This window comes from Anaerococcus sp. AGMB09787, assembly GCF_022808955.1.
GTDB lineage: Bacteria > Bacillota > Clostridia > Tissierellales > Peptoniphilaceae > Anaerococcus.
In genome coordinates, this window is record NZ_JAKZEY010000014.1 from 1 (window position 1) to 13324 (window position 13324).

11 protein-coding genes are annotated in these 13324 nt (G+C 37.0%); 8 read left to right on the top strand and 3 right to left on the bottom strand.

Annotated features, from left to right (window positions below):
* Positions 1 to 603: 603 nt before the first annotated feature.
* The 4 genes from MUN42_RS04505 (at position 604) to MUN42_RS04520 (ending at position 6612) form a co-directional block, all read left to right on the top strand.
* Entirely contained in the window at positions 604 to 1767 is a 1164-nt protein-coding gene (locus tag MUN42_RS04505) for an NAD(P) transhydrogenase subunit alpha (protein WP_243343226.1), read from the top strand.
* On the top strand, positions 1768 to 2067 hold the full coding sequence (locus MUN42_RS04510) for an NAD(P) transhydrogenase subunit alpha (protein ID WP_243343227.1): 300 nt from the start codon (positions 1768 to 1770) through the stop codon (positions 2065 to 2067).
* Between the two features lie 9 nt (positions 2068 to 2076).
* Entirely contained in the window at positions 2077 to 5052 is a 2976-nt protein-coding gene (locus MUN42_RS04515; protein WP_243343228.1) for an NAD(P)(+) transhydrogenase (Re/Si-specific) subunit beta, read from the top strand.
* A 150-nt stretch (positions 5053 to 5202) separates the two neighbouring features.
* The gene (locus tag MUN42_RS04520) at positions 5203 to 6612 is read left to right on the top strand and encodes a sodium:alanine symporter family protein (RefSeq protein WP_243343229.1); all 1410 of its coding nucleotides are present in this window, start codon (positions 5203 to 5205) and stop codon (positions 6610 to 6612) included.
* Positions 6613 to 6742: 130 nt separating this feature from the next.
* Here the strand turns inward: MUN42_RS04520 and MUN42_RS04525 are convergent, their stop codons facing one another.
* The 3 genes from MUN42_RS04525 to MUN42_RS04530 form a co-directional block, all read right to left on the bottom strand.
* Entirely contained in the window at positions 6743 to 7198 is a 456-nt protein-coding gene (locus tag MUN42_RS04525; protein WP_243343231.1) for a ferritin-like domain-containing protein, read from the bottom strand.
* 112 nt (positions 7199 to 7310) lie between these two features.
* On the bottom strand, positions 7311 to 7442 hold the full coding sequence (locus MUN42_RS09785) for a hypothetical protein (protein ID WP_279323796.1): 132 nt from the start codon (positions 7440 to 7442) through the stop codon (positions 7311 to 7313).
* 2 nt (positions 7443 to 7444) lie between these two features.
* Positions 7445 to 7861 (bottom strand): TetR/AcrR family transcriptional regulator, encoded by a 417-nt coding sequence (locus MUN42_RS04530; RefSeq protein WP_243343233.1) that lies wholly within the window; start codon positions 7859 to 7861, stop codon positions 7445 to 7447.
* A gap of 204 nt (positions 7862 to 8065) precedes the next feature.
* Here MUN42_RS04530 and polA point away from each other — a divergent pair, with 204 nt between their 5' ends.
* The 4 genes from polA (at position 8066) to rsxC (ending at position 13319) form a co-directional block, all read left to right on the top strand.
* Positions 8066 to 10705, top strand: coding sequence for a DNA polymerase I (polA, locus tag MUN42_RS04535; protein WP_243343235.1), 2640 nt, complete (start codon positions 8066 to 8068; stop codon positions 10703 to 10705).
* Entirely contained in the window at positions 10692 to 11282 is a 591-nt protein-coding gene (coaE, locus tag MUN42_RS04540; protein WP_243343237.1) for a dephospho-CoA kinase, read from the top strand. Before polA ends, coaE begins: the two co-directional genes overlap by 14 nt.
* Positions 11282 to 11938 (top strand): lytic transglycosylase domain-containing protein, encoded by a 657-nt coding sequence (locus MUN42_RS04545; RefSeq protein ID WP_243343239.1) that lies wholly within the window; start codon positions 11282 to 11284, stop codon positions 11936 to 11938. The genes coaE and MUN42_RS04545 overlap by 1 nt, the downstream gene beginning before the upstream one ends.
* A 67-nt stretch (positions 11939 to 12005) precedes the next feature.
* Positions 12006 to 13319: an electron transport complex subunit RsxC gene (rsxC, locus tag MUN42_RS04550; protein ID WP_243343241.1), complete on the top strand. Its 1314-nt coding sequence runs from the start codon at positions 12006 to 12008 to the stop codon at positions 13317 to 13319.
* The last annotated feature ends 5 nt before the right edge of the window (positions 13320 to 13324 follow it).

Genomic DNA, 13324 nt, shown 5'->3' on the forward strand with positions numbered 1-13324 from the left:
CCTAATAATAAATTTTAATAATGAAAATCAATAAGTTGACCCCGTGAATAGATTATAGACTAGAAAATATTAATTATAGTCAAAAATTCTTTAAAAATTTCAAAAAAAATATAATTTATTTTAATTCAAATCACTTTTGAACCCTATGATTTTATTTTCACTATTTATTCATTTCAATTCTAAAGAAATTAACAAAATCCAGACATAAATACTTTAGAGGTTTATATACTTTGTCGGTTTATTTGCTAAAAATACCAGTGTTTAGAGAAATGCTTTTATATTAATTTAGCTCATAATTTTATTTTACTCAGAATAATATTAGTTTATAAAATTAAAGTGAAAAATTATTAAATAGATAAAAAAACTACTTTTAATAAGTATTGATATAAACTTGTATATTTTCATAAATTCGTCATAATTAAGATGTAAGCAAATGATTTCTCAATTAAATCTTGGTTGAAATAATTTGTGGTAGGGTACAATTATATTAAGAGGTGAAATTCATTGGTATTTAAGGAAATGTTAAATTTGTTGAAAGTTTTTATTTTTCTTTAAATCATGATTGTGCATCTTGAAAACGTATTATATTAAAAGGAGGAAATTATGATTATAGGAATTCCAAAAGAAATTATGCACGACGAAGCTAGAGTATCAGCATCACCAGAATCTGTAAAGAAGTATGTTAATGATGGATTTGAAGTGTTGGTAGAAACAAATGCTGGAAGTGGAGCTCACTATTTTGATGAAGACTATAAGGAAGCTGGAGCTAAGATTATAGATTCACCTAAGGAAATTTATGAAAGAGCTGACATAATTTTGAAGGTTAAAGAACCGTTATTCAATGAAGAGTTAAATGTTCACGAAGTTGATCTTATGCATGAAGGTCAGTATTTGATTACTTTTATCCATCCAGCAGCACCAGCTAACCATGAGATGGTTAAGAATATGGCTAAAAAAGGAGTAATATCATTTACATTGGACGGAATTCCTAGAATTTCCCGTGCGCAAAATATGGATGCCCTTACTTCAATGTCAACATGCGCAGGATATAAGGGAATTCTAATTGCTGCAAATCTACTTACAAAATTTATACCTCAAATTTTCTCAGCAGTTGGTATGATGAAGCAAGCTAATGCTTTAGTTATAGGTACTGGAGTAGGTGGTCTTCAAGCTATTGCTACAGCAAAGAGACTAGGTGCTAAGGTTAAGGCAGCTGATATTAGACCAGATGCTTCAGAGCAAGCAGGAAGCTTGGGAGCGGAAGTTATTGACTTGGGAGTTGATCCAAAGCTTGCAGTTGGAGAAGGTGGCTATGCCCTAGGCCTACCAGATGATGTCCTTGCTAAGGAAAGAGAAGTCCTAAGAGAGCATGTAAAAGAAGCAGACATTATATTCCTATCAGCATTAGTACCAGGTGAGCTTGCACCTACCCTTATCACTGAAGATATGGTTAAGGAAATGAAGGATGGTTCTGTAATAGTTGATATTTCTATAGACCAAGGTGGTAACTGTGAAATAACTCCTCCAGGAGAAATAGGAAATAAATACGGTGTATCTCTTGTAGGTATCAAGAATATACCAGGTGAGCTTCCAACATCTTCAACATGGATGTTCTCACAAAATGTTTATAATTTAGTATCTTACTTGTTCAAGGATAACAAGCCATCATTTGATTTAGAAGATGAAATAGTTTATAAATCACTTGCTACTTATGAAGGAAAGATTGTTCATAAGGGAGCTAAGAAGGCAATGGGTTTAGGTGATTAAATGAACTTTTTACTAAATCCACTGGCAAAACCTCTGATTTCCATAGTTTTATTTGTTGTGTCAATGGTTTTAGGCTATAAAATTATCAAGAATGTTCCAAGTTTATTACACACTCCTTTGATGAGTGGGATGAATGCACTATCTGGGGTTACCATTATTGGTGCCCTAGTGGTGTTTTCACAAGATTTAGGAACTCGGGGCAAGATTTTTGGCTTTATAGCTATTGTTCTAGCGACATTTAATGTAGTTGGAGGTTTTAAAGTTACTGACAGAATGTTGAAAATGTTTTCTAACAAGTAGGAGACTAATATGATAATTTTAGGAATCCTTATTTTAGTTATACTCTTTGGAATTAATTCCATGAGTAAGGTTCAAAATGCCAAGTTTGGTAATAGGCTATCAGCCCTTGCCATGCTTGTTGCTATAATCTACACTGTTTTTAAGTTCGAAATATTATCAGAGCCTGTGATATGGGCAGCCATTATCGTGGGTTTTGTTATAGGCTACTATATGGCGGTCAAGGTATCCATGATACAAATGCCTCAAACAGTTGCCCTATTAAATGCCTTTGGAGGTCTGGCAAGTGCCATAGTTGCTATAATATCTATCAATATGGAAGATAAGTTTGTGGCTATCACAGGTATGCTTGCTATCTTTATCGGTATCGTAACCTTCGTTGGAAGTGTGGTGGCAGCCCTTAAGCTTGCTAAGGTTATAAATGGAAGACCTATTATAATTGGAGGTCATTCTATTTTATTAAACCTAAGTTTAATAGCAAGTATAGTAATATCTCTTCTTGCCATAATGAATATATTACCAACAAATTTCTCAATACTTATAGTGTCTATCTTATCAGTAGTATTTGGTATATTATTTGCAATAAGAGTTGGTGGGGCAGATATGCCTATTGTAATATCCCTACTAAATTCTACATCAGGAGTGGCAGGATCCATATCAGGAATGGTAATATTTAACCCTCTATTGATATCAGTAGGATCTATAGTAGGCGCAAGTGGTCTTATCCTAACACAAATAATGTGTAAGTCAATGAATAGGAGACTTATAGATATCCTAATAGGATCAACAAGCACCAAGAAGCCTAGCAAGAAGACCCAAACTAAGGCAAGTGTACCAGTTGTAGAAAATAAGGAAATAGAAAAAGAAATAAAAGATGTATTTTCTTATGATAATCTAAAGAAAGTAACTATAGTCCCAGGCTATGGAATGGCTTTATCCCAAGCTCAAGCCAAGGTAAAAGAATTAATGGAAGCCTTGGAGAAAAAGGGAGCAGAGGTAGACTTTGCCATCCATCTGGTAGCAGGAAGAATGCCAGGACATATGAATGTTCTTTTGGCAGAAGTAGACATAGACTATACAAAATTTAAGGAATTAGAAGAAGCAAATAAAAACTTTGAAAATACAGATCTAGTAATAGTAATAGGAGCAAATGACGTAGTAAATCCAGCAGCCAACACTGCCGAGGGAACCCCAATCTATGGAATGCCAGTATTGGATATATATAAGGCAAAGAAAATATTTGTCCTAAACTTTGATACCAAATCAGGTTATGCAGGAGTAGAAAATCCTCTATATGAAGATGAAAATACTAGGTTAATCCTAGGCGATGCTAAAGAGTCTATAGAAACACTTTTATCTGAAATAAGAAATGAAAAATCTGTAGCAGTAGGCGTGCCTCCTGTTAATGTTGATAGCTTTGACTATAATAACTTAAAGAAAGTAACCATAGTCCCGGGCTATGGAATGGCTTTATCCCAAGCTCAAGCCAAGGTAAAAGAATTAATGGAAGCCTTGGAGAAAAAGGGAGCAGAGGTAGACTTTGCCATCCACCCAGTCGCAGGAAGAATGCCAGGCCATATGAATGTATTGCTGGCAGAAGTAAACATAGACTACACCAAATTTAAGGAACTCGAAGAAGCTAATAAAAACTTCGAAAGCACTGACCTAGTAATAGTCATAGGAGCAAATGACGTAGTAAACCCAGCAGCAAATACAGCCGAAGGGACCCCAATCTACGGAATGCCAGTATTGGATATATATAAGGCAAAGAAAATATTTGTCCTAAACTTTGATACCAAACCAGGTTATGCAGGGGTAGAAAATCCTCTTTACGAAGATGAAAATACTAGGTTAATCCTAGGCGATGCTAAAGAGTCTATAGAAACACTTTTATCTGAAATAAGAAATGAAAATACTACACCAGTAAGCGAAGTTGTAGGAGTAGCTAGTGATTCTTTCGATTATAATAACTTAAAGAAAGTAACCATAGTCCCAGGCTACGGAATGGCCCTATCCCAAGCCCAAGCCAAGGTAAAAGAATTAATGGAAGCCTTGGAGAAAAAGGGAGCAGAGGTAGACTTCGCCATCCATCCGGTAGCAGGAAGAATGCCAGGCCATATGAATGTATTGCTGGCAGAGGTTGACATAGACTATACAAAATTTAAGGAATTAGAAGAAGCAAACAAAAATTTTGAAAATACAGACCTAGTAATAGTAATAGGAGCAAATGACGTAGTAAATCCAGCAGCAAATACAGCCGAAGGAACCCCAATCTATGGAATGCCAGTATTGGATATATATAAGGCAAAGAAAATATTTGTCCTAAACTTTGATAAAAAACCAGGTTATGCAGGGGTAGAAAATCCTCTATATGAAGATGAAAATACTAGGTTAATATTAGGAGATGCTAAAGAATCTATATCTATATTACTTGATGAGATCAAAAATGATAATCCTAATTTAGGAAAAAATGTTGAAAATTCTAATGATAAATTTTCTTACGATAATCTAAAAGAAGTAACTATAGTCCCAGGCTACGGAATGGCCCTATCTCAAGCTCAAGCCAAGGTGAAAGAATTAATGGAAGCCTTGGAGAAAAAGGGAGCAGAGGTAGACTTCGCCATCCATCCGGTAGCAGGAAGAATGCCAGGACATATGAATGTTCTCTTGGCAGAGGTAGACATAGACTACACCAAATTTAAGGAATTAGAAGAAGCAAACGAAAATTTCAAAAATAAGGACTTGGTAATAGTAATCGGAGCAAATGACGTAGTAAACCCAGCAGCCAACACAGCTGAAGGAACTCCAATCTACGGAATGCCAGTGCTCAATGTAAGCGAGGCTTCCAAGGTCTTTGTCCTAAACTTTGATACCAAATCAGGTTATGCAGGGGTCGACAATCCTCTTTATGAAGATTCTAAGGCAAGGTTGATATTAGGAGATGCAAAAGAGTCAATTGCCAAATTAATTGAAGAAATCAACGGATGAATTTTAAGGGGTGGCTCTTTGGGCTACCTCTTTTAGTATAAGTTTAAAAATTAACAAAAATTGATTAAGAGCTTTTAAGTGTAGAGATTTTTCCGGGTTAATCTTTACTTAATTGGATAATAAGTTTATTTAAGAAGGAAAGGTTTGATTATGGCTAAGCTTATAAAGTTAAATGAAGAGCTGAGCGATTTTTTGTGGGGAATCCCGATGATCGTAGTTTTGTTGTTTGGTGGGATATACTTATTATATAAGTCAGAATTTTGGGTTTTTAGAAATTTTATCTATATTTTTAAAAACACCTTTGGAAGATTGGTTAAGGATTCATCTAGCGATGAAAATTCTATATCCCCTTTTCAAGCTGTATCTACAGCCCTTGCAGGAACTATAGGGGCGGGTAATATTGTAGGAGTAGCTACGGCAATAAGTTTTGGAGGTCCAGGAGCTATATTTTGGATGTGGGTTGCAGCCCTTGTATGTATGACTACTAAGATGGTTGAAGTTACCATGGCCCTTGCCACAAGAGAACGTGATGAGATGGGTAATTATATAGGCGGTCCTATGTATTATATATCCAAGGGGGCAGGATCTAAGTTTCTGGCGAAGCTTTTCTCATTCTTTGCCTTTATAGCGATAATTGGAACAGGAGCCTTGGTTCAAGCAAATTCAATGTCTGAATCTATTAATAATATCACAGGCCTATCCCTTCCTCTAATAGGAGTCTTGATAGTAATCTTTATGCTATTGGTAGTTGTTGGAGGAATTAAGAGAATAGGATCTTTTGCAGAAAAAGTCGTGCCTTTTATGTCAATATTTTATGTCTTGGGTTGCCTGGTGATTTTGTTTGCCAATGCCAACCTCATTATTCCAGCTTTTAAGAGAATAGTAGTGGGAGCCTTCACTACTTCTTCAGCTGTGGGAGGATTTGCAGGAACGACTATGCTTATGTCCTTGAGATGGGGACTTGCTAGGGGGATTTTCTCCAATGAAGCAGGACTTGGAACTGCCCCTATGGCCCACGCAACAAGCCACACCGACCACCCAGTTAGACAAGGAATGTGGGGATCTATAGAAGTTTTTGTATCTTCTATGATAATATGTACCATGACAGCCCTAGTTATAATTACAAGTGGTCTCTGGGTTGACCCTAACCTTAATGGAGCATCACTCACTGCCAATGCTTTCTCTAAAACGATACCATTAGGAAAGTATTTGGTATCTCTAGCTCTAATCCTCTTTGCCTTTACAACAGCGGTATCTTGGTGCTATTATGGCCAAAGATGTGTAAAATATCTCACCGGCTCAACTAAGCTAGAATCTCTGTTTAAATACCTTTATATAGGATGCTGCTTTGTTGGCTCAATTGGTGGGCTAAAATTTGCTTGGAATGTAGCAGATACAGCCAATGCCTTGATGGTAATACCAAACATAATAGCCCTAATTATGATGGCCAATACCTTCAAGAAACTCCTCAAGGACTTTGATAAGTATAAGGACAATGAGAAAAAGGGCGATTATAATTGGACTTTCGAAAACAAGTGGAAGGCATATTTTAATAATTAAGACAAAGACTCTAAAGGCGAAACTGCTTTTAGAGTTTTTTGTATCCATAATAATGGGAAGCTTTAATATAGATAAGTTTAAATAAAAAACTAGAGTTAGGGTAGTAGCTAACTCTAGCAAAATATATTTATTATAATTGGGCGTATAGCCAATTTTCTTTACCGATTTTTTCTGCTAGTTCAAGTTGAGATTCGCTCCATAGCATATCATCTTCTTCGTCTGCATAGTATTCCTTGAGTAGGTCATAGGTAGTGTGATCACTTATGGCTGAGCTTGTAAGGTCTTTAATTCCTGTTAGGCCTTCTTTAGAAATTTCGTAGTCAGCCTTGATAAAATCGATTGGATCTTTATATAAGCTTATTGGTTCACGAGCTTCAAGGCTAACTTCTCCACCCAAATCAAAAATTCTTTGGATGAATCTTCTTTGGAATTCTCTTTCTTCTGCGGCATGGTCTGTATATTTTTCTGCAAGCTTAGTAAACTCTTGGTCTTCAAAAATCTTACCTTGGAACATGTGCATTTCTGCTTGGTTAGATAGACCACTTACTATTGCTTGTAGGGCTTGTATTAATTGTTCTTTATTCATATAATCCTCCTCTTATTCTTCGTGTTTTATAGGTATATTGTATGATAAAGATAATTAATAACAATTCATAACTTTTAAGATTAATCAACTTTTTGATAAATTCGACAAATCATCAACTAACCATATAGTCCCTAAGCCTAACTGGGAGGGCCTCAAAGATGAGGTCGGTAAATTCATCTAGGCTAAGATCTTCCATATTTTCAACCCAATAGGCATAGATCCATACATTGGCAGTAACTGACATCTTTAGAAAAAATCTATATTCTTAGGTAAAGTTTCTATATTTTTCTTCTTGAGTAGGTAATTTCTTAGGACTTTATAGGCATTTTTTCCAGAAGTAAGGCCGTAGGAGTCCTGGCCTGATGTATGCTTTATAGCATTTAGCATAAAATTCTTATGGTCAAAATAAAACTTGGCGTTATTATATATCAATTCTCTAAGGCTTATCTTCTCATCTTCAAAATCCTTGATTAATCTATCTCCCTCTTTTTTGTGAATGGATAAGATTAGGTCATCCTTGTCTAAGTAGTAGTTATAAAAGCTTTGTAGGGAGAGACCACTTTCCTCTACTATCATCTTTACTGTGATTTTGTCCAAGGACTTATTTTTGGATAGGTCAAGGATGGTCTCTTCAAATATTTCTGGAACAGATCTTTTTTTCATATTCTTCCTTTGTGGTTTTAAAATTTTATTACTTATATTCTACCATAAAATAATGCCTACATAGTTTAATGTTTTTCTGCCTATAAAGATAATTTTTCTCTCTTCAAAGATGCTTATATTTTTGTTAACAATTTCCCTTTTAACAAGTAGAATATAAGGTAAGAGTGGTTTATGATTTGATCAGATAGACTTAAAGGAGACTGTATGAAAGAAACTATTATGTTGATTGATGGTTCTAGTTTGATTTTTAGGGCCTTTTTTGCCCTACCTAAGCTTACCAACAATGACGGTGTTATGACTAATGGAGTTTATGGCTTCTTGACTATGTTTAAGAGCGCCTATGATAAATACAAGCCTGATTATATTTTGGTTGCCTTTGATAGGGCATCAAAGACCTTTAGGCACAAAGAGTTTGAAGACTATAAGGGAACTAGGGATAAGATGCCTAGTGAGCTTTCTTACCAATTTGGGATTTTGAAGGATATTCTTGACTCTTTGAATGTAAAATATACTGACCTAGATGGCTTTGAGGCTGATGATATAGTAGGAACCTATGCCACTATGGCAAAGGATAAGGGTCTAGCTTCTATCCTTATAACAGGGGATAGAGATTACTTGCAATTGGTAGATGATGATATCCTCGTATCCCTTACCAAAAAGGGAGTTAGCGAGACCAAGGAATATAGTGTGGCGACCATAAAGGAAGAATATGGCTTGACCCCTAAGCAACTTATAGATGTAAAGGGTCTTGAGGGGGATAAGTCTGACAATATTCCTGGTGTAGATGGGATAGGTCCTAAGAAGGCTATTAATTTCATTCAAGAGTATGGGTCTCTTGAAGGATTATATGAGCATATAGACGAAGTATCTGGCAAGAAGACCAAGCAAAACCTAATCGACTCAGAGGCCATTGCCTATATGAGTAAGAAGATCGGTACCATTGTAACCAATGCTCCAGTTGACTATGACCTAGCAGAACTAAAGGTAATAAAGCCTGACTATGAGTCCTTGAGGGAGAAGTTTTCTAAGTATAATTTTAATAAGTTCTTGGAAGAGATGGGGGCTAGTGGATCAAGTAAGGAAGAAAGGGACTTTGCCTATGAGATTTTGGATGATAGGAAGGCCCTAGTTGAAAAAATCAAAAAGGCGGGAGAATTTACCTTCAAGTCTGTTTTTGATGGAGAAAGATATCTAGGAAGTGAAATTTACAAAATTGCCATCAAGGTCAAGGGTGGGGAGACCTATCTAGCTGACTTTGATGAGGACTTTGTGGAAGCCTTCAAGAAAGTTTTTGAAGATGATAAGATTATAAAAACTTCATTTGATATTAAGGAAGATATAGTTCTCCTTGCTAAGGCTGGGATTGACTTGAGTTTAGATTTTGATGACCTAATGCTTATGCAATACCTCCTAGATCCTTCCAGGTCTTCTTATGACATCAAGCTCCTTAGTGAGTCCTACCTTGATTATAATGTATCTAGCAGGGAAGAACTCCTCGGCAAGGGGAAGAAGGCCAAACGCTTTGAGGACTTGGATGATGATGCCCTGGGAGTCTTTATGGCAGCCAACCTTACAGCCCTAGAAGATGCCAAGGATAAGCTAGTTGATGAGCTAGACAAGGCTAATATGTACGATCTCTATAAGGAAATTGAGATTAAGCTTTGCAAGGTCCTAGCCGACATGGAATTATCTGGATTTGTCTGTGATGCTGATGTCCTAGAAGAGCTAAAGGAAGATATAGATGCTAGGATAGATGACCTAAAGAAAGAAATCTATGAGCTAGGAGGATCAGAATTTAATATCAATTCTACCAAGCAACTAGGGGAAGTTTTATTTAAGGACTTGGACTTACCAGTTATCAAAAAAACCAAGACAGGCTTTTCTACTGATGCGTCAGTTCTAGAAAAACTAAGGGATAAGCATCCTATAATTCCTAAAATCGAAGCCTATAGGGAATTATTTAAGCTAAGGTCCACCTATATAGAAGGTCTTGAGAATTCAATAGCAGATGATGGCAAGATCCATTCAACCTTTAGGCAAAACATAACCTCAACTGGTAGGCTCTCATCCCAAGATCCGAACCTCCAAAACTTGCCAATAAAAACTGACGAGGGCAGGTTAATTAGGAAGGCCTTTAAGGCAGGGGAAGGGAAAATCCTTATTGATGCAGACTATTCCCAAATCGAGCTAAGGATCTTGGCATCCCTCTCTAAGGATAAGCACATGATGGAGGCCTTCATCAAAGGAGAAGATATCCACGCTCAAACAGCATCCAAGGTTTTCCACACTCCACTTGATAAGGTGACAAAAAGGCAAAGGTCAGAGGCCAAGGCAGTAAACTTTGGAATAATCTATGGGATAAGCGACTATGGCTTGTCACAAAACCTCAATATCCCAAGGAAGGAAGCCAAGGAATATATCGATAACTACATGGCATCCTTTCCTTCAGTAAAAGAATATATGGATGGGGTAGTGGAGAAGGCCAAGGAAGATGGCTTTGTTGAGACTATCTTTAAGAGAAGAAGGTATGTGCCAGAAATCTCATCAAAGAATTTCAATGTGAGAAGCTTTGGTCAAAGGGTAGCCCTCAATACCCCTATCCAAGGCTCAGCTGCCGATATTATAAAGATTGCCATGATCGAAACTGATAAGAACCTAAGGGAAGCAGGGATAGATGCAAGGATCATCCTCCAAATCCACGATGAAATTATCCTTGAAGCAAGCCTTGAAGATAAGGATAAGGCTATGGAGATTTTGAAAGACTCTATGGAAAATGCAGTAGAATTGGAAGTTCCTTTGATAGTTGATATAGACACAGGGGATAGCATGTATGAGTCCAAATAAAATAGTCATAACCGGGATAATCGCATCAGGCAAGTCTGCCCTAGCTGACATCATTAGAAAAAAAGGCCATGTGGTAATCTCTGCTGACGAGGTCAATCGAGAGCTTTTAGAAAAGGATGGAGCCAACTACCAAGCTATCAAAGCTAGTGGGGCCTTTGATGAGGCCTTTGATGGGGAGACCTTGGATAAGAAAAAACTTGGAGGAATAATTTTTGCAGATAAAGAAAAGAGACTCCTACTAAATGAGCTAACCCACCCCAATATCCTAGCAGAGATAGATAGGCAGGTGGCAGGGGCTAATGTCGAGAATGTTTTTATAGAAATGCCCCTATATTTTGAAGTTAGGGATGACTTTGATGCTGATAGGGTGATTCTAGTTGTAGCAGATAGGGAAGTTCAGATCAAAAGGCTAATGGAAAGGGATAAGATTGACTATGACTATGCCCTTAGCAAGATCCAAAGCCAGAAAGATTTAAACTTTATGAAGGAAAATTCTGATATAATTATTGACAATAGCCATGGTTTTGATAAGCTAGAAGAAGAAGTTGATAAATTATTAAGTAGAGGTGACTTTTGATGAAGGTTATAAAATTTATTGGAAAGGCCCTAGGCTTTATTGCCCTCGGCCTTGTAATCTTATTTGCGATAAGCTTTGGCGTCATAGCCTACAATGCATCAAGAACTCAAATTGACTACCAAGAGGAGATATATAAGTATAGCGATAAGTATAATATAGATCCCCTCCTAACAGCGTCTATCATCAAGGTAGAATCTGACTTTGATAATGAAGCTCAAAGCAGACAGGGAGCCAATGGACTTATGCAGCTCATGGAAGATACCGCAAGGCATAGTGCAGAGCTTGCGGGTATTGACTATTACCCAGAAAAATTAAATGATGTTGACTATAACTTGGATCTGGGTGTAGGATATTTTAACTATCTCTATAACTACTACAACGATATAGACTTAGCCCTAGCGGCCTACAATGGTGGTGTGGGTAATGTTGATCAGTGGATTGAAGATGGAATAATCGATCCAGATAATATCAACCACCTAGATATCCCCTTTGAGGAAACTCGTCAATATGTCAGCAGGGTCAATAGCAACTACCAAGTTATGAAAAAATTCTATAGTAAAGCCTTGCCTACTGATGAAGAACTTAGTGATCTTAGGGGGCTAGCTATAAGGAATTTCAAGGTCTTTGTGGGTGATATATTAAATAATATTTTGTAAACGTTGAAGAAAAAGCAGATTTCATTTATAATTAATATGTGAGATTAAAAAAACAAAGGAGAAATATATGGCACTTAATACCGTGACATTTAAAAACGGTGTCCATATGGCTGAGTATAAGGAGCTCACTGAAAGTAGTGAGCTTAAGGTTGCGAGCATACCAAAACTCGTAACTATTCCCCTAACTCAACATATAGGTGCGCCTAGTAAATGTCTTGTAGCAAAGAAAGATGAAGTTAGTGTAGGAGAGCTTATTGGAGAAGCTGTCGGCAATTTCTCTAGCAATATTCACTCTTCAGTAGCAGGAGTGGTAAAAGACATTATCGATATCCAAACTGCATCTGGCAAGGATGCTAAGGCAGTCGTAATTGATACAGAAGGTTATGACCAAAATAAGGAATACATAGAAAAAGGCAATGTCGAGCTAACAAGAGAAGAAATTGTCGAAAAAATTAAGCTTGCAGGAATAGTAGGAATGGGAGGAGCAGCCTTTCCAGCCCATATCAAATACACACCTGCCAAACCTGTAGACACAGTAATAGTAAATGGAGCAGAGTGTGAGCCTTTCATAACCTGCGATGACTATTTACTAAAAAACAAATCAGGTGAAATCCTCAAGGGACTTCTTCAAGTAATGAAGGCAGTAGATGCAAAAAAAGGAATCGTAGCTATAGAAGATAATAAGCCAAAGGCAATCGAGGCTATGAAGGAAGCAGTAAGTAGCCTAGGTAATTCGAATATCGAAGTAGTAGCCCTTGAAACCAAGTACCCTCAAGGAGATGAAAAGAGAATCATAGATGCTATCCTAAATAGGCAAGTACCAAGTGGTGGTCTTCCAATGGATGTTGGAGTTATAGTATCAAACACTTCAACAGTATATGCAGTCTATGAAGCCCTCTACAAGGACAAACCACTCTATGAGAGGATAGTAACAGTTACAGGAAAAAATGTAAAAAATCCTACCAATATGCTAGTTAGGATTGGAACAGAATTTGAATATGCTATCAATGAAGCCGGTGGAGCCGATGATATAGCAAAACTTATAAATGGTGGACCAATGTGTGGTATTGCCCAAGCTGATCTAAATAGACCAGTAGAGAAGGCAAGTAACTGTATCCTAGTACTAGGAAGCGATGAGGCAAAACCTCTAGAACTATCCCCATGTATAAGATGTGGAAGGTGCGTAGATGTTTGCCCAGTAAACTTACTACCTCTATATATTCACAAGTTCTCCCTAGATGAGAGATTTGAAAAAGCCCAAGAATATGACATAATGGACTGCATAGAATGTGGATCCTGCTCATTTGTCTGCCCATCAAACAGACCTCTAGTTGAAGCGATCAAGTTTGGTAAGAGACAAATAAGACAAACTGGAAAATAGGAGGA

What these genes read in the sequence shown, in the direction of transcription:
- MUN42_RS04505 (WP_243343226.1), top strand. Translation starts at nt 604, where the DNA reads ATGATTATAGGAATTCCAAAAGAAATTATGCACGACGAAGCTAGAGTA.
- MUN42_RS04510 (WP_243343227.1), top strand. Translation starts at nt 1,768, where the DNA reads ATGAACTTTTTACTAAATCCACTGGCAAAACCTCTGATTTCCATAGTT.
- MUN42_RS04515 (WP_243343228.1), top strand. Translation starts at nt 2,077, where the DNA reads ATGATAATTTTAGGAATCCTTATTTTAGTTATACTCTTTGGAATTAAT.
- MUN42_RS04520 (WP_243343229.1), top strand. Translation starts at nt 5,203, where the DNA reads ATGGCTAAGCTTATAAAGTTAAATGAAGAGCTGAGCGATTTTTTGTGG.
- MUN42_RS04525 (WP_243343231.1), bottom strand. Translation starts at nt 7,198, where the DNA reads ATGAATAAAGAACAATTAATACAAGCCCTACAAGCAATAGTAAGTGGT.
- MUN42_RS09785 (WP_279323796.1), bottom strand. Translation starts at nt 7,442, where the DNA reads ATGTCAGTTACTGCCAATGTATGGATCTATGCCTATTGGGTTGAAAAT.
- MUN42_RS04530 (WP_243343233.1), bottom strand. Translation starts at nt 7,861, where the DNA reads ATGAAAAAAAGATCTGTTCCAGAAATATTTGAAGAGACCATCCTTGAC.
- polA (WP_243343235.1), top strand. Translation starts at nt 8,066, where the DNA reads ATGAAAGAAACTATTATGTTGATTGATGGTTCTAGTTTGATTTTTAGG.
- coaE (WP_243343237.1), top strand. Translation starts at nt 10,692, where the DNA reads ATGAGTCCAAATAAAATAGTCATAACCGGGATAATCGCATCAGGCAAG.
- MUN42_RS04545 (WP_243343239.1), top strand. Translation starts at nt 11,282, where the DNA reads ATGAAGGTTATAAAATTTATTGGAAAGGCCCTAGGCTTTATTGCCCTC.
- rsxC (WP_243343241.1), top strand. Translation starts at nt 12,006, where the DNA reads ATGGCACTTAATACCGTGACATTTAAAAACGGTGTCCATATGGCTGAG.